Raw genomic sequence first — 14301 nt, 5'->3', positions numbered from 1 at the left:
CCGCTGGATGTCGTCCCCCGCGCGCCCCGTCGAGTCGGCGCGCGATCAGCTCACCCGACTCCAGCGCCTGTTGCTCCCGGCCGGCCTCCCGCCGATCGGCTGCACCGAGATCGCGGTGGAGTACCGGTCCCACAACCACGAACTCGAGCTGGGCGGCGACTGGTACGACCTCGTCGATCGCGACGACGGCAGGATCGTGGCGATCGTCGGCGATGTCGTGGGCCACGGACTCGAGCAGATCAGCGTGATGGGCCAACTGCGGGCGGCGGCGAACGCCCTGGCCCGACGGTGCGAGGACCCGGCATCGCTCGTTCGGGATCTCGACGGCTTCGCCGCCGACCTGCCGGGCGCCGAGATGGCAACCATGGCGGTGGTGATGCTCGACGGATCGAACGTCGCCCGCATCGCGTCGGCCGGCCATCCGCCCACCGTCCACGTCACCGCCCAGGGCGAGGTCAGGTCGGTCGAGGTCGGGCGGCGACCACCGCTCACGATGGGGCGCGGCGAGCCGACGGTCGGCACCTTCGAGTACGGCGTCGACGACCTGCTGGTGCTCTACACGGACGGGCTCGTCGAACGGCGGGGTGGTTCCGTCGACGACGCGATCGACGCGGTCGGGGAGGTCGTCGCCTCGATGATCGACGCGCCGTGCATCGACATCGCGGCGCGGCTGACCGACGACGCCAGCGAGACCGCCGAGGACGACATCGCCGTGATGGTGATGCGGCCGTTGCACCAGCGGGGACCGTCGTACCTGCTGACGCCCCAGGAGCCGCCGTCCGTACGGATCGGCTGACCGCGGACCGTCACGACCAGCCGATCTCCCCTCGGGCGCGGCCGTAGAGGTCCGTGCCGAGCAGTTCGTTGATGGCGTAGTCCATCGGACAGTCGACGATGGCGACGCCGGGCTCGGCGATCGCGCGGGCGAGGACGTCGTCGAGATCGTCGGCTTCCCCGACCCGGTACGCCGTGGCCCCGAAGGCGGCGCCAAGGGCGACATAGTCGGGGTTGGTGAGCTCGACGCCACGACGCTCGAGGCCGGCCTCCTCCTGGTGCCAGCCGATGAAGCCGTAGGCGTCATCTCGCACGATGACGACGGTCAGGTCGAGGCCGAGCTCGCAGGCGGTCTGGAGATCCTGCACGTTCATCAGGAAGCCGCCGTCGCCGCAGACCGCAACGACGCGACGGGACGGATCGAGCCGGGCCGCTTCCGTCGCCGTCGCGAGCCCGGCCCCCATCGTCGCGAGCGTGTTGTCGAGCAGGAGGGTCTGGGGCCGTTCGGTCGGGTAGTGCCGCGCGAACCAGATCTTGTACGCGCCGTTGTCGAGCGCGACGACGTCGTCGGGGCCGAGGACGCGTCGCATCGCCCGCACGATGGCGAGCGGGGAGGGCGGGAACGCCGGTCCTTCGTCCTCCTCGGCGAGAAGTCGTTCGATGGTCTGTTGGGTCGCGGTCAACTCGTCGGGATCGCGGGGGGTGACGGCGTCGGCCAACCGGTCGAGCGTGTCGGCGAGATCACCGACGAGCGCCCGGGCCGGATGGTAGCCACGCTCCGACGCCGCCGACCATGGCGCGAGATGGATCACGGTCTTGTCCTCGTCGGGATTCCAGGCGAGCGGCGGGTGTTCGACGGGCTGGTAGCCCACGGCGATGACCGTGTCGGCGGGCTCGATGGCGAGGTGCGAGTAGTCCGGTCGATGGATCCCGAGGGACCGACAGGAGTTGCGGTGCAGTTCCGGGATCGCGCCCTTGCCGAGCTGGGTCGCGAGCACGCCGATCCCGGTTCGTTCGGCGAACCGGATGAGCGCTGCCGAGGGTCCCGGTCGGTTCGCCCCGTCGCCGGCGAGCACGACCACCCGGCCGGCCTCGTCGATGCGGTCCGCAGCGGCTGCGATCGCCGCATCTTCGACCTGTCCGATCGACTCGTCCGTCAGGGCGGGCGCGCGTGCGGAGGCGGTCTCGCGGGCGACGTCTTCGGGGAGCTCGATCAGCGTGGCGCCGGGTCGGCCGCTCATCGACCGTCGGAACGCCTCGTCGACCGAGGACTCGATGTCACGAGGGTCGTCGATCGAGGTGGCCCACCGGATGATCGGTCGGACCGCGGCGGGCACGTCGACGACCTGGAACGACCCCTCGTCGTTGTCACGTCGGGCCTTCTGGCCGGTCAGCGCGACCACGGGGGTGCCGCCGAGCTCGGCCTGGGCCAGCCCGGTGAAGAGGTTGATCGCGCCCGGCCCGAGCGTGGCGAGACAGACCCCTGGGCGGCCGGTCAGCCGCCCGTGGGTCGAGGCCATGAACGCCGCGTGTTGCTCGTGGCGGGTGACGATCAGATCGATGCCGGCGTCGTGGAACGCGTCGACGACGTCGATGTTCTCCTCGCCGGGAAGACCGAAGACGGTCGTGATGCCGTGGGCGACGAGCCGAGCGGCGAGGAGATCCGCGCCGCTCGCGTCGTCCATCGTCATCGTCAGGTGAAGAGCGAGACGCCGCCGGGACCGACGAGGAAGCCGACGATGATCAGGACGAGGCCGTAGAGCACCTGGCGGCGGACGAGATTCACGATGCCGGCGACCACGAGGACGACGGCGAGAAGCCACAGAAGAAAGGCCATGGGGGATTGCTCCTTCGTTGTTGGGAGGTGGTGCGGATACACCGATGCCCGACCCGACGGTGACGTCGAGCCGGGCATCGGGGACCGGGGGATCAGTCGAACTTCTTGCGGAGCTTGTCGATGCCGCCGCGGACCTTGTCGCCCACGTCGTCGACGGCGTCCTTGACCTTGCCGGCGAGCTCGTCGAGCTCACCTTCTTCCTGGAGCTCCTCGTCATCGGTGAGGTCGCCTGCGGCCTGCTTGACGCGACCGGTGATCTTGTCCTTTTCTCCACTCATGTTGTTTCTTCCTCCGGGTTGGGGGTTGGGTTTGGGGGCTTGGGGTATTCGTTCTCGTCAGACTCGGCGGGCGAGCCACACGATGAGAAGAATGATGAGAATCGTTCCGAGAACTCCTCCTCCGATGACCATGGGACGCTCCTTTCGATCGCTGTCGGTGACGGATCGGGCTTACCCGGGGCTCCGGTGGTTCAAACGTCCTTTGTCGGCGAGACGTCAGTCGACACGCTGACGACGAAAGGTGACGGCGTCGTACAGTCCGGCGCAGGCGATCGCGAGACCGATGGCGGTCAGCAGCGTGGGGCCCGCAGGCGCTTCCAGGAGCGTCCGCAGCGACTGGTCCATGCCGGCTGCCCGATCCGGGGAGTGGCGCAGTGCGGCGTCGATGAGCAGCCACCCGGCCATGGCGAGAACGGCGGCGCGCCCGATGAACCCGGTCGTGCCGAGCGCTCGGAGGACCTGTTGTGCCCGCCGGTCGAGGTCCGCCGTGTCGATGTCGTCCAGAAAGCCGCCCCGCAGCGCTCTCCGGAGGTGGTAGCCGCCGACGGCGAACACTCCGATCCCGATCGCGCTCACCACGACCACGCCACCCGGGAGGGACAGCACCCGGTCGGCGATGCCTTCAGGGGAGGAAACCCGCTCGCCTTCGGGCCCGCGTTCGGGCGACACCCAGGCGAGCTGGAGTCCGTCGATCGCGAGGGCTCCGTAGCTGAGGGCGAGGCCGAAGGTGCCGATCCGCTTCGCCTGATCGAGAAGGCCGTCGCGCGGACCGAGGACGGATCGGAGCTGCCACGCCGCATAGGCGAGCAGCCCGACGGAGACGGCGGTCACGAGCAAGGTGCCGGCCGGTCGTTCGGCCAGCGAGGACAACGCGCCGCGTTGATCGGCGTCCGTGCCGCCGTAGTCCTTCTGGGCCAGCCCGACGGCGAGCAGGCCGACCAGGACGAACAGGGCGCCCTTCGCGAGCCAGCCGACCCGCAGGGCGGTCATGCGTTGGCGCGTGCGGCCGTCATGGCGTTGCGGTACTGCTCACCGAGATCGACCTTCTCGTCGTCGGTGAGGACCTTGCCGGCGAGCTGGAACACTTCTTGCTCTTCCTCGTCGAGATGATGCACGAGCTGGTGACGGAGCTGCTCCGCGGTGGTCAGCCACTGCGAGGACGCCCATTCGTAGGTCTCGAGCTTCTCCACGAGCTCGTCGAGCTCGTGGTGCTCGGCGACGCTGTGGCGCGCCTTCTCCTGGGTCAGGTCGGCGCGGATGAGCGGCACGTAGAAGTGGCGTTCCTCCTGATCGGCATGCGCCGTGAGCTCCCGGGTCAGACGTTCGAAGAGCTCGTGTCGGTCCGGGGAATCCCCGGTCGTCGCCACCAGCTCGTCGATCAGATCGCGCTGGATGTCGTGGTCGGCTCGGAGGGATTCGAAGATGTTCGTCATGGGGCAGGTCATTCCACGGCCGGCACGAGCCCAAACGTGTTGGTTTGGATCGCGCCGGGCCCGGGTACGACACCGGTGATGTCGAACAACATCAGCGCTCCCGCGCTCCGGCCTTCGCAGGTAGGATCGGTGGCTCATGAACCCTGAACCGTCCCGTCTCTCGTTCGCGGCCACCGAGCCGCGGACCATCGCCCTCGAGGGCGTGATCGACGCGCACACTGCGCCGGTGCTCGACGAGAAGGCGCAAGCGCTCGGCGCGGCCGATGACGTCCACGTCGATCTCTCCGGCGTGGACTTCGTGGACTCCTCCGGGCTCCGCGCGTTGGTCACCTGGCACGAGACCCTCGCGGACGCGGGCAAGCGCCTCGTGATGAGCTCACCGACCTCTGCGGTCGCCCGGTTGTTCGAGATCGCGGGTATTCGCGACCATCTGCATCTGCGCTGACCCATGACGGCAGGTGGCCCCCACGACGCTCCCGGCGATCGCTTTGCCGTGACCTACGAGGGGTCGACGGCCACCATCAACGGTGCCCGTCAAGGTGTCGGCGAGTGGATGGCCGCGCACGGGTGTGTCGAGGCCGACATCGAAGTCGCCCAGCTCGTGGTGAGCGAGTTGGTGTCCAACGCGATCGAGGCGTCGGCGCCGGAGCCGTATCACGTCGCCGCGTCGTGGGCCGGTCAGCGACTGCAGCTGGCGGTGAGCAGCCTCGCCGACGCGGTCCTCATTCCCGACCCCGCGCAGTGGGGCCCGGAGTCCGTGCTCGCGCCGCGAGGGAGGGGTCTGGCGATCGTGCAGGCGCTGGTCGATGATGTCTCCGTCACCGACGAGGACGGCCGCGCCACGGTGACCGTTCTGCTCTCGGTGACCAGCGGCGACTGAACCGATCAGGTGATGCGGGCGACGAGCATCGCGACGTCGTCGGCGTTGGCCTCGTCCGGCACGAGACGGGCGAACAGGTCTTCGGCGAGGTCCGGCGAGTGGCTCACGTCCTGCGCGACCGCCCGCAGCCGTTCGAGACCCGTGTCGATGAGTTCACCCGGTCGTTCGATCAGCCCGTCGGTGTAGAACACGACGGTGTCGCCCCGCTCGAGCCGACACGACGACTGCGTGTACCGGCCGGCCAGGCCGGTTCCGAGCGGCGGGCCGTGGGTCCCCTCGAGAAACCGGGCGGGGCCCGACGCCGGGATCATCAACGGGAAGGGGTGACCGGCGGTGGTCCAGGACAGCAGCTCGGTGGCCGGGTCGTAGAGCGCGATCACGGCGGTGGCGAGCGTTCCGGCGAACCGACGGATCGCGGCGGACGCCTTCGTGGCGATCACGTCGGTGGAGGCGCTCTCGAGCGCGTGGGCCTGGATGGTCGCCTTGGCGCGGGCCATCTCGCCGGATGCCGTCGCCCCGTGGTCGGCGACGTCGCCGATCACGAGCAGGACCCGCTCGCCTTCGAGCTGCAACTGATCGAACCAGTCGCCGCCGGCCGTCGTGTGCGTCGTCGCGGGCCGGTACAGGCCATGGACCTCGGCGTGGACCGGATCCTCGATGTTGGAGTGGAGAAGCGCCTCGCTCACCGACTCGAGCGTCTCGCTCTGTTCGCTGTGGAGCAGGCACGCCGCGATCGCGTCGCTGCCGAGCCCCGCGACCAACTCGTAGATCAACCGGTCCGTGGACGTGAACTCGTAGCCCGGGTCGTAGTGGAGCCTGAGCGTGGCGACCGTCGTGTCGTCGGCACCGAGGGCGATCACCACCTCCGTGCCGTCGTCGGTATCCGTGGTCTTCGGGTAGGCGGTGGGGTCCGGGTCGATCGCCGGGGCGGGATCCCACGTCACGCCGTCGTCGACGAGGCGGGCGACCCGGGTGACTCCCTGGTCGGCGACGGCCATTCGCACCGAGTTCGGACCGGCCCCCAGCGCCCCCGGCGCGCAGAAGATCGCCGCCAAGTCGTCGATCGATGTCACGCCGACGAGCGCGACACCGAGGTCGTTCAGTGCCCCGAGCCGCACGAGGGAGCGCTGCAGCAGGTTGTCGACCGCGGCGACGGTCCCGGCCCGCGGGGGACCGCCGTCGCCGGGAGCATCCTCGCCGACGGCCTCGATGGAACCGGTGACGTTCTCGGCATGGATCAGGATGCCGGTGATGCGGTCACCCTCCGTCACCGCGCTGCTCGTCACCGCCCAGTACGGGGCTTCGTCGAACGTCCCGGGTGCCGAGCCGAGTGCGCGCCGGGTCACTGCGAAGGTGTCGGGCTCACCGGTCGCGAGCACGCGAGCCAACGAGTGGCGAAGCGATCGCTCGCCGTCGACGGCGTCCGGGATCGTCCCGCCCGGAAAGCTCTCGAGGGCCGAACGGCCGATGAGGTCACCCTCCGGTCGGCTCGACAACGCGGCGTAGGCCCGGTTGACCCAGACGTAGACGAAGTCTCGATCGATCAGCGCGTACGGCGACGGCGCGGCCGCGAAGGCGGCCTCGAGGTCAGGGGAGTTCGATTTGCCGGGGGAGGACATCGAGCGGCCACGCTTTCACGCAAGGGTGCGCGGTGCAATGGTCCGCCGATGGTGCGGCGGAGCTCAGTCGCCCGACGTCGCCTCGGCTCGCATCAGCGTCAGCGACCGCGACAGCAGCCGCGACACGTGCATCTGACTCACGCCGACCCGGTCGGCGATCTCCTGCTGGCTGAGCTGTTCATAGAAGCGCAGCTCGACGATCCGGCGGTCGCGGTCCGAGAGCAGCTCCAGCAGTGACTCGACCAGGGCGCGGTCGACGGTGGACTCGAGTTCCTCGTCCACGGTGCCGAGCACGTCGTCGCGGTCGCGTGTCGCGTCGCCACGGTCGGAGCCGGTGAGGAGCGAGTCGGTGCCGAAGGCCTCCGACGCGGCGAGCGCGGCGACGACCTCGTCGGTGTCGATCCCGAGATGCGCGGCGACTTCGGGGACCGTGGGCGGCCGGCCGAGCGTCTGCCCGAGCTCGTCGCGCGCCCCCCGTACCTGGAGCGACGTGTTCTTCATCGACCGCGGCACCCGCACCGCCCAGGTCGCATCCCGGAAATGGCGCTTCACCTCGCCTTCGATGGTCCGACCGGCGAAGGTCGTGAACGCCACGCCGAACTCCGGATCGAAACGATCCACCGCCTTCACGAGGCCGACGAGGGCGACCTGATGGAGGTCGTCGTCGGCGACGCCGCGGTTGCGGTACCGGTGGGCGATGTGGTGCGCGAAGCCCATGTGTTCCTCGACCAGCCGGTTCCGGACGGCCCGGCGGCGATGCTGTTTGTACTCACGGAAGAGATCGAGCGCCTCCTCCGGGGTCAGATCGCTCACGACGAGCTTCGTTTGTGGATGCGGCCCCACGTGCCGTCGAAGTCATGTCCGTCGACCACCGCGTCGAGGATGCGGGCCGTCAGTTCGTCGACGACCTGCCCCTCCGGCGTGGCGCCGTTGGCGCCGAGCACGCGCCCCTCGATCTCGATCTCGCCGTCGGACGGATGGATCGCGATCTCGACCTCTGCACCACCCACCGATTCGGCGGTCTCGACGAGAAAGGCGACGAGCTCGTTGGCTGCAACCCGAAGGTCCTCGATGTCGTCGACATCGAAACCGAACTCGGCGGCGACGCTGGCGGTGGTGAGCCGAACCGTCGAAATGAAACGCGAGTCGGCGGCGAACGTCAGGGTCAGTTGGTTGGCCGTCAAGGGCACACCTTCGTCATGAGTCGGTTGATCCGGTCGGGGCGCCACGAACACTAACCCTCCACAGCACGGAGACTGCCGCCCGGAGTGAGCTCGCCGTCGTTCTGGAGTGCGGCCCGGAAGCTCGGGGTCGCCTGGAGGGCGACGATGTCGGCCGGCATCTCGATCCCGGCGTCGTCGAGGTGCTTCTTGACAGCCTTGATGGCCTGGTCGAGGACGACTCGCGCGTCGTGCTGGTGTGAGCCGGCCCAGAACCGGGCTTCGATGTCGACGGTCGACACCCCGAGCTGCTTGATCAGCGCCTCGGGGCCCGGATCCGTGGCAACGCCGTCGACCGAGGCCAGCGCGTCGGTGACGACGCCGGTCGCCTCGGTCGCGTCGTTCTCGTAGGCGATGCCGACCATGAAGCTGATGCGACGATCCGGATAGTGGGTCTGGACCCTGATCGCGTTCTTGTACACGTCCCGATTCGGGATCACCACGAGCTCGCCCGAGAACGTCTTCAAACGTGTCTCACGGATCGTGATCGCCTCCACGGTGCCCTGCTGCTCCTGGACTTCGATCTGATCTCCCGACTCGAACGGCTGACGGAACAACAGGAGGACGCCCGAGAGGGTGTTCTCGAGGATGTCCTGGAAGGCAAAGCCGATCGCCACCGAGAAGAAGCCGAGGCCGGCCAACAGGTCGACCGGCTTCACCGACGGGAACGCGACCGCGGTCGCCGCGAGGACGAAGACGGTCAGGAGGATCCAGCCTCCGACCTTGCTCATCACGCGGGAGAAGCTCTCGGTCCGCTTTCCCCGGAAGGAGCGGAACAGGATCCACCGCAGGATGCGCGAGCCGACGTAGCCGAGGAGTACGAGCCCGATCGCGCCGCCGATACGCGGCGCGATGTCGAGCGCGTCCTCCCACACGTCGTTGGCGGCGAGGACGGGGTTCACGTCGGATCCCCGGCCGCGTCGTCAGCCGAGCGGTGCATCAGCTGTCGCCGCCGGTCATCTTGCGCTCGGCCTCTTCGGTGGCGTCCTCGTCGTAGACGGTGCCGTCCGGGCCGATCTTGTCGGGGTCGACCTTCGGCTTGGCCGGCTCCTTGGGGCCGTCGGTCACGCCGTCGTTCGCGGTGTCCTTGTTGGTGTCGTCGGACGATGTCATGTCTGTTCTCCTGGTTGATGGGTGGGTTCGGGGGAAGGTGCTGGTCAGGCGAGTTCGACGTCTCGGGCGTTGGGAACGTCCGTCCACGAGTCCGCGGTGTTGCCGTGGGCCGGGATGCCGTCGTTGTCACGGAGCATCCGAGCGGTGTGGAGCAGGTTCCAGGCCATGTAGGTCGTGTTCTTGTTGGTGAAATCGCTGTCGAACCCGGCGGGCACGTCCGATCCCTCGATGTCGTCGCCGTAGCTGGGTCCGGGGCCGATGGCGCCGAGCCAGCCGCAGTCGGCCTGGGGCGGGATCATGTAGCCGATGTGTTGGAGGGCGTAGAGCACGTCGCGGCTGCACGCCTTCACGCCGTCCTCGTTGCCGGTCACGATGCAGCCGGCCGTCTTGCCGTAGTAGAGGTACTGGCCCTTGTCGTTGGTCTCGCCGCTCGAGGCGTAGAGACGCTCGATGACGAGCGTGGCCACGCTGGACTTCGCGCCGAGCCAGATCGGGGTGCCGAGCACCAGGATGTCCGCCGCCATGATCCGCTCGTGCAGCGAGGGCCAGTCGTCGACCGGGCGTCCCTTCTCGGTCATGTCCGGCGCCATCCCGAACTCGATCCGGTGATCGAGGGCGTGGATCATGTCGACCGACGCACCCGCGTCCGTCATCACCCGCGCCGCCCGTTGCATCAACGTGGCGGTGTGGGACGTGGAGGCGTCGTACTTCAGCGAGCAGTTGACGAAGGCGGCGTGGAGGTCGTCGACTCGGGGGCCGGCGCTCGGCGGGGTGGTCTGGTCATTCATCGACTGGGCTCTACCCCGACTCGCGAGGACTCAAACCGGGTTTCCCGCGATGTTTCGGATCGAACGCCCGGGGGTATCGAAACGGCACCCGACCAACGGCGACCGCGCCAGAAACGAGTTCTCATGGGAATGATCCGCAAAACGGCCTCGATCCTCACCCTCGGAGCGATCAACTTCCGGAGCAAGACCGAGCTCCTCGACCGAGCCCGCAACGACCGCGATCAGGCCCAGGAGGCGCTCGAGAAGTCGCTGCGCAAGCGCGAGAAGCTCGAAGCCCGGGCCGAGGCCGCGGCGAAGCGCGCCGAGAAGGCCGAGCTCGAGACGCTCGCGACCGTGCAGTCGGCCAAGCGCCGGGCCAAGCGCCGCAAGCTGAAGAACGACGCGGTCGACGCCGCCGGCTCGCTGACCCGTCGTGGCCGCCGCAAGGCCGAGCGCAAGCTGCAGAAGGCAGCCCGCAAGACCGAGGTCAAGAGCCGCCGGTTCGGTCGTGCGGCGAAGCGCACCGCGAGCGACGCCGTCGAGACGGTCACCGACGCCGTGACCTGAGTGTCACCATGGGGGATCGACACCCCCGACATCGACGATCCCGACCATCCCGATTTCGACGACCTCGACCCGGATCGCCTCGCCGAGTGCGCCTACTGGCGCTGCGGCGAGCTGTTCGAGCGCCGCACCGCGAACCATCTCTTCTGTCGCAAGGCGTGCCGGAGTCGCCAACGCAAGTGGGAGCGGGCCCAGGCCCGCCGGGAGGCGCGGCAACGCCGCCGGGATCAGCGGGCGGTGTAGCCGGCGTCCACGTGGACGATCTCGCCGGTCATGTAGCTGGCATCGTCGGACGCGAGGAACACGACCACCTTGGCGATCTCCTCCGGTTCGGCGAGCCGCTTCATGGGGATCGTCGCGTCGGCGAGGGCCTGGAGGTCGGCGTCGGTCGGCGGGGTGTCCCGCTGTGACGAGAGCATCGGCGTCCGCACCTCGCCGGGTGCGACGGCGTTGACCCGGATGCCCTGTTCGACATGGTCGAGGGCGAGCGCTCGGGTCAGTTGGTGGACGGCACCCTTGGAGACGCAGTAGGCCGTGGCGCCGGCGGAGCCGACCCCACCCCAGATCGAACCGAAGTTCACGATCGCACCGCGACCGGCATCGGCCATCGCCGCGATCGCGGCCCGGCAGAGGAAGAACATCCCGTCGACGTTGACGCGCATGACCCGCCGCCAGTCGTCGTCGTTCGTGCCGAGACTGTCGGCGCGGTGAATGGTGCCCGCGGCGTTGACGAGCACGTCGAGTCGGCCGTGGTCGGCCACGACGCGCTCGACGACGCGGTCGCAGAACGCCGATTCGCCGATGTCGCCGACGATGGTCGTCGCGCCGCACTCGGCCGCGACCGCGGCGGCGCCGTCGCCGTCCCGGTCGACGAGAACGACGGTCGCGCCCTCGGCCGCGAACTCGCGGGCGCTGGCCGCGCCCATGCCCGACGCGCCGCCGGTGACGACGACCACGCGGTCCGTGAAGCGCGCCATCACGTGTCCTGCGTTCCGGGCGCGACGGCGTCGAAGTGCATGCCGCCGTAGACCTGCTCCGTGGGCTGGATCTCGATGCGGTTGATGTTCACGCGGGCCGGTGCCAGCACGGCGTGGAGGATGGAAGCCGCCACGTCGTCGGAGGTCACCTCGTCCACGCCGGTGTCCTTGAGGCGGGCTCGCTGTTCGGGATCGTCGATCGCGACGTCGTAGAACTCCGTGGTCACCCGACCGGGGCAGATCTCGGTGACTCGCACACCCGTCCCCCGCAGCTCCATGCGGAGGTTGGTCGAGAGCCGATGGACGGCACCCTTCGACGCGCCGTAGCTGGCGGAGGCCAGCGGGTAGAGGCCCGACATCGAGCCGATGTTGACGACATGGCCGCGTCGTCGCTCGATCATGCCGGGAAGCACCGCGCGGGTCGCAACCATGAGCGCGGTGACGTTGGTCTGGATCGTGGTCTCGATGTCCTCGATCCTGGTCTCGGCGAGCGGGTGCTCCATGCGCCCGAGCCCCGCGTTGTTGACGAGCACGTCCACCGCACCGATCGACGCCACCAGGTCGTTGATCGCGGCGAAGTCGCGCACGTCGAGCGTGTGGGGCGTGCAGCCGCTGGCGTCGGCGAGCGAGGCGAGGCGGTCGGCCCGGCGAGCAACCGCGTGGACCGTGAAGCCGGCCGTGCGCAGGTGGCGAGCCGTCGCCTCACCGATGCCGCTGGAGGCTCCGGTGACCAGGGCGACTCCGGGCGGGTGGTCCTCGGGATCCGTCACGGCGTCACCGTAATGCGCCCGCCCGGGGCGCGGGGTGGGCCCGCTAGCGCTCGGCTCGCGCTCGGCGGCGTTCCTCCGACTCCCGCTCCTTCGCGGCGGCGAGCATCGCCGACACCCGGGCGGTGCCGGTCGCGGGGAACTGGGGCTCGTCGATCGACGCGACGCGCTCGGCTTGGCGACGATCGGCGACTCGAAGGTGGAGGGGGAGGGCGGTGTTGCGTGGATGACTCATGGGACGTTCGGGGGTGGGTGGTCGTAGGTACAACGGCCCAGACGGCCGCGAGTCGCGCGATTTCTGTGAATTCGGCTCCGAAATCGTGGATTCGTCGCTGCGCTACGGTTTCACCCATGTCCGTGAACGAGACGATCATCGACGCCGAGACGGCCGACGGGCCCATGGCGGTCGTCCGCAAGAAACCGGACGCGGGCACGGACAAGCGGGTCATGATCTTCATGGACGCCCCGGGCATCCGGGCGTCGCTGCACGAGTACGCCGTCCGGCTCGCGGGTGAGGGCTACGAGGTCGCCATCCCCGATCTCTGGCATCGCCACGGCCGGCTGATCGGCTACGAACCGGCCGACATCGCCGCCGACCCGTTGCGGCGGGCGCACATCGGCGAGATGCTCGGCACCCTCACCGACGCCGGCACCGACATGGACCGCGAGGCCGCGCTCGCCGCGCTCGGGTGGGACACGGGGTCGTTGGGTGCGATCGGCTTCTGCATGGGCGCCCGCGGCGTGCACCGGGCGATGATCGCCCACCCCGATCGGTTCGTGGCCGGCGCCATGTGGCACCCGTCGTTCCTCACGGACGACACCGACGCGTCCCCGCACCTCACCGTCGACGACCTCGCCGGCCAGCTCTACATCGGTATCGGCACCGCCGATCGCGTGCAGTCGATCGAGATGCATCAGCGCTACCTCGACGCGGCGGCGTTGCGGGACAACATCGAGGTGAACGTCATCGACGGCGCCGATCATGGATTCACCTGGCCGATCTCGCCGAACTACCACGAGCAGGGCGCCGAGGAGAGTTGGTCCGCGACGCTCGACCTGTTCGGACGGCGTCTCTGATGGCACAACCCGCGGTGAACACGGACATGGAGTATCGACGGCTCGGCGCGACGGGACTGCGGGTGAGCGTGCTGTCCTTCGGCAGCTGGGTCACCTTCGACACGCAGCTGGACGACCAGCTCGCGATCGACTGCATGGCGGCGGCGGGGGAGGCAGGCTGCAACTTCTTCGACAACGCCGAGGCCTACGCGGGTGGTGAGTCCGAGGCGATCATGGGACGTTCTCTCCAGCACCTCGGCTGGCCCCGCTGGTCCTATGTCCTCACGACGAAGGTCTTCTTCGGGATCCACGCGGGCGTGCCGAACATGGGGATGACGCTCAACCGGAAGTACCTCCTCCAGGCGATCGAGGGGTCGCTCGAACGCCTCCAGACCGACTTCGTCGACGTCCTGTACTGCCACCGGTCGGACCCGAACACGCCGATGGAGGAGGTCGTGTGGGCGATGAGCGACATCGTGTCGTCCGGCAGGGCCACCTACTGGGGCACCAGTGAATGGTCGGCGGCGGAGATCCGCGAGGCGATGGCGATCGCCGACCGCCACCACCTCCACAAGCCGGTCACCGAACAGAGCCAGTACAACCTGCTCGAACGATCGCGGGTCGAGGAGGAGTACGCCGAGCTGGTCGCCGACACCGGCTACGGCAACACCATCTGGAGTCCTCTGGCCTCGGGCCTGTTGACCGGCAAGTACCGCGACGGGATCCCAGACGACTCGCGCTTCGCGCTCGAGGGCTACGAGTGGCTCGCCAAGCGGCTCAACGACCCGTCGGCGGTCGCGCGGGTCGAGCGGCTGCGGCCGATCGCCGAACGGCTCGACTGCACGATGGCGCAGCTCGCCCTGGCCTGGTGCACGACCAACCCGGCGGTGTCCACCGTGATCACCGGTGCGTCGAAGGTCGAACAGGTCGTGTCGAACTTCGAGACGGTCGCAGTGATCCCGAAGCTGGACGACGCGGTGAAGACCGAGATCGAGGCGGCGCTCGCGGACTGATCG

The 14301-nt window shown here is 69.1% G+C and carries 21 protein-coding genes; 7 read left to right on the top strand and 14 right to left on the bottom strand.

Features of this window, described 5'->3' with window-relative positions:
- Nucleotides 1–7: 7 nt before the first annotated feature.
- Nucleotides 8–796 (top strand): PP2C family protein-serine/threonine phosphatase, encoded by a 789-nt coding sequence (locus R8F63_10275; protein MDW3218986.1) that lies wholly within the window; start codon nt 8–10, stop codon nt 794–796.
- Nucleotides 797–806: 10 nt separating this feature from the next.
- On the opposite strand, the gene R8F63_10270 is transcribed toward R8F63_10275, so the two are convergent.
- The 5 genes from R8F63_10270 to R8F63_10250 all read right to left on the bottom strand — a co-directional run bounded on the left by R8F63_10270 (nt 807) and on the right by R8F63_10250 (nt 4322).
- Complete coding sequence (locus tag R8F63_10270; GenBank protein ID MDW3218985.1) at nt 807–2459, bottom strand: acetolactate synthase large subunit; 1653 nt, start codon at nt 2457–2459, stop codon at nt 807–809.
- A gap of 8 nt (nt 2460–2467) precedes the next feature.
- Nucleotides 2468–2611, bottom strand: coding sequence for a GPGG-motif small membrane protein (locus tag R8F63_10265; protein MDW3218984.1), 144 nt, complete (start codon nt 2609–2611; stop codon nt 2468–2470).
- A 92-nt stretch (nt 2612–2703) separates the two neighbouring features.
- A complete protein-coding gene (locus tag R8F63_10260; GenBank protein ID MDW3218983.1) occupies nt 2704–2889 on the bottom strand; it encodes a CsbD family protein in 186 nt (61 codons plus the stop codon).
- A 216-nt stretch (nt 2890–3105) separates the two neighbouring features.
- Nucleotides 3106–3879, bottom strand: coding sequence for a DUF1206 domain-containing protein (locus R8F63_10255; GenBank protein ID MDW3218982.1), 774 nt, complete (start codon nt 3877–3879; stop codon nt 3106–3108).
- Complete coding sequence (locus tag R8F63_10250) at nt 3876–4322, bottom strand: hemerythrin domain-containing protein (GenBank protein MDW3218981.1); 447 nt, start codon at nt 4320–4322, stop codon at nt 3876–3878. The genes R8F63_10255 and R8F63_10250 overlap by 4 nt, the downstream gene beginning before the upstream one ends.
- Nucleotides 4323–4458: 136 nt before the next feature.
- Here R8F63_10250 and R8F63_10245 point away from each other — a divergent pair, with 136 nt between their 5' ends.
- Together R8F63_10245 and R8F63_10240 are read left to right on the top strand one after the other, a co-directional pair.
- Nucleotides 4459–4767: an STAS domain-containing protein gene (locus R8F63_10245; GenBank protein ID MDW3218980.1), complete on the top strand. Its 309-nt coding sequence runs from the start codon at nt 4459–4461 to the stop codon at nt 4765–4767.
- Nucleotides 4768–4770: 3 nt separating this feature from the next.
- Nucleotides 4771–5202, top strand: coding sequence for an ATP-binding protein (locus tag R8F63_10240; protein ID MDW3218979.1), 432 nt, complete (start codon nt 4771–4773; stop codon nt 5200–5202).
- Nucleotides 5203–5207: 5 nt separating this feature from the next.
- On the opposite strand, the gene R8F63_10235 is transcribed toward R8F63_10240, so the two are convergent.
- The 6 genes from R8F63_10235 to R8F63_10210 form a co-directional block, all read right to left on the bottom strand.
- Entirely contained in the window at nt 5208–6821 is a 1614-nt protein-coding gene (locus tag R8F63_10235; protein MDW3218978.1) for a SpoIIE family protein phosphatase, read from the bottom strand.
- Nucleotides 6822–6884: 63 nt separating this feature from the next.
- Entirely contained in the window at nt 6885–7634 is a 750-nt protein-coding gene (locus R8F63_10230) for a SigB/SigF/SigG family RNA polymerase sigma factor (protein ID MDW3218977.1), read from the bottom strand.
- Nucleotides 7631–8005 carry a hypothetical protein gene (locus R8F63_10225; protein MDW3218976.1) on the bottom strand — a complete coding sequence of 125 codons (375 nt, stop codon included), beginning with the start codon at nt 8003–8005 and terminating at the stop codon, nt 7631–7633. Before R8F63_10225 ends, R8F63_10230 begins: the two co-directional genes overlap by 4 nt.
- A gap of 50 nt (nt 8006–8055) precedes the next feature.
- The gene (locus R8F63_10220) at nt 8056–8943 is read right to left on the bottom strand and encodes a mechanosensitive ion channel family protein (GenBank protein ID MDW3218975.1); all 888 of its coding nucleotides are present in this window, start codon (nt 8941–8943) and stop codon (nt 8056–8058) included.
- Nucleotides 8944–8980: 37 nt separating this feature from the next.
- Nucleotides 8981–9154 carry a hypothetical protein gene (locus R8F63_10215; protein ID MDW3218974.1) on the bottom strand — a complete coding sequence of 58 codons (174 nt, stop codon included), beginning with the start codon at nt 9152–9154 and terminating at the stop codon, nt 8981–8983.
- Between the two features lie 44 nt (nt 9155–9198).
- On the bottom strand, nt 9199–9942 hold the full coding sequence (locus tag R8F63_10210) for a flavodoxin family protein (protein MDW3218973.1): 744 nt from the start codon (nt 9940–9942) through the stop codon (nt 9199–9201).
- Nucleotides 9943–10071: 129 nt separating this feature from the next.
- On the opposite strand from R8F63_10210, the gene R8F63_10205 reads away from it, so the two are divergent.
- Entirely contained in the window at nt 10072–10488 is a 417-nt protein-coding gene (locus R8F63_10205; GenBank protein ID MDW3218972.1) for a hypothetical protein, read from the top strand.
- Nucleotides 10489–10728: a hypothetical protein gene (locus R8F63_10200; GenBank protein MDW3218971.1), complete on the top strand. Its 240-nt coding sequence runs from the start codon at nt 10489–10491 to the stop codon at nt 10726–10728. It begins immediately after the preceding gene.
- Here the strand turns inward: R8F63_10200 and R8F63_10195 are convergent.
- The 3 genes from R8F63_10195 to R8F63_10185 are packed head-to-tail and all read right to left on the bottom strand — an operon-like array spanning nt 10713 to nt 12464.
- On the bottom strand, nt 10713–11462 hold the full coding sequence (locus tag R8F63_10195; GenBank protein MDW3218970.1) for an SDR family oxidoreductase: 750 nt from the start codon (nt 11460–11462) through the stop codon (nt 10713–10715). The two genes, R8F63_10200 and R8F63_10195, sit on opposite strands and share 16 nt — an antisense overlap.
- Nucleotides 11462–12232 carry an SDR family oxidoreductase gene (locus R8F63_10190; protein ID MDW3218969.1) on the bottom strand — a complete coding sequence of 257 codons (771 nt, stop codon included), beginning with the start codon at nt 12230–12232 and terminating at the stop codon, nt 11462–11464. The genes R8F63_10195 and R8F63_10190 overlap by 1 nt, the downstream gene beginning before the upstream one ends.
- A gap of 43 nt (nt 12233–12275) precedes the next feature.
- On the bottom strand, nt 12276–12464 hold the full coding sequence (locus R8F63_10185) for a hypothetical protein (protein ID MDW3218968.1): 189 nt from the start codon (nt 12462–12464) through the stop codon (nt 12276–12278).
- A gap of 116 nt (nt 12465–12580) precedes the next feature.
- On the opposite strand from R8F63_10185, the gene R8F63_10180 reads away from it, so the two are divergent.
- Nucleotides 12581–13306: a dienelactone hydrolase family protein gene (locus R8F63_10180; GenBank protein MDW3218967.1), complete on the top strand. Its 726-nt coding sequence runs from the start codon at nt 12581–12583 to the stop codon at nt 13304–13306.
- A complete protein-coding gene (locus R8F63_10175; protein MDW3218966.1) occupies nt 13306–14298 on the top strand; it encodes an aldo/keto reductase in 993 nt (330 codons plus the stop codon). Before R8F63_10180 ends, R8F63_10175 begins: the two co-directional genes overlap by 1 nt.
- Nucleotides 14299–14301: the final 3 nt, after the last annotated feature.

This window comes from Acidimicrobiales bacterium (assembly GCA_033344915.1).
In the GTDB taxonomy this organism is placed as follows: domain Bacteria; phylum Actinomycetota; class Acidimicrobiia; order Acidimicrobiales; family Aldehydirespiratoraceae; genus JAJRXC01.
Note: the sequence above shows the minus strand (reverse complement) of the source record. Positions and strands in the feature narration are given on the sequence as shown.

Bases quoted from the DNA above. Each gene is read 5' to 3' on its own strand.
- R8F63_10175 (MDW3218966.1), top strand. From the start codon at position 13,306: ATGGCACAACCCGCGGTGAACACGGACATGGAGTATCGACGGCTCGGC.
- R8F63_10235 (MDW3218978.1), bottom strand. From the start codon at position 6,821: ATGTCCTCCCCCGGCAAATCGAACTCCCCTGACCTCGAGGCCGCCTTC.
- R8F63_10270 (MDW3218985.1), bottom strand. From the start codon at position 2,459: ATGGACGACGCGAGCGGCGCGGATCTCCTCGCCGCTCGGCTCGTCGCC.
- R8F63_10210 (MDW3218973.1), bottom strand. From the start codon at position 9,942: ATGAATGACCAGACCACCCCGCCGAGCGCCGGCCCCCGAGTCGACGAC.
- R8F63_10255 (MDW3218982.1), bottom strand. From the start codon at position 3,879: ATGACCGCCCTGCGGGTCGGCTGGCTCGCGAAGGGCGCCCTGTTCGTC.
- R8F63_10205 (MDW3218972.1), top strand. From the start codon at position 10,072: ATGATCCGCAAAACGGCCTCGATCCTCACCCTCGGAGCGATCAACTTC.
- R8F63_10250 (MDW3218981.1), bottom strand. From the start codon at position 4,322: ATGACGAACATCTTCGAATCCCTCCGAGCCGACCACGACATCCAGCGC.
- R8F63_10180 (MDW3218967.1), top strand. From the start codon at position 12,581: ATGTCCGTGAACGAGACGATCATCGACGCCGAGACGGCCGACGGGCCC.
- R8F63_10275 (MDW3218986.1), top strand. From the start codon at position 8: ATGTCGTCCCCCGCGCGCCCCGTCGAGTCGGCGCGCGATCAGCTCACC.
- R8F63_10185 (MDW3218968.1), bottom strand. From the start codon at position 12,464: ATGAGTCATCCACGCAACACCGCCCTCCCCCTCCACCTTCGAGTCGCC.
- R8F63_10260 (MDW3218983.1), bottom strand. From the start codon at position 2,889: ATGAGTGGAGAAAAGGACAAGATCACCGGTCGCGTCAAGCAGGCCGCA.
- R8F63_10195 (MDW3218970.1), bottom strand. From the start codon at position 11,462: ATGGCGCGCTTCACGGACCGCGTGGTCGTCGTCACCGGCGGCGCGTCG.
- R8F63_10240 (MDW3218979.1), top strand. From the start codon at position 4,771: ATGACGGCAGGTGGCCCCCACGACGCTCCCGGCGATCGCTTTGCCGTG.
- R8F63_10265 (MDW3218984.1), bottom strand. From the start codon at position 2,611: ATGGCCTTTCTTCTGTGGCTTCTCGCCGTCGTCCTCGTGGTCGCCGGC.
- R8F63_10245 (MDW3218980.1), top strand. From the start codon at position 4,459: ATGAACCCTGAACCGTCCCGTCTCTCGTTCGCGGCCACCGAGCCGCGG.
- R8F63_10215 (MDW3218974.1), bottom strand. From the start codon at position 9,154: ATGACATCGTCCGACGACACCAACAAGGACACCGCGAACGACGGCGTG.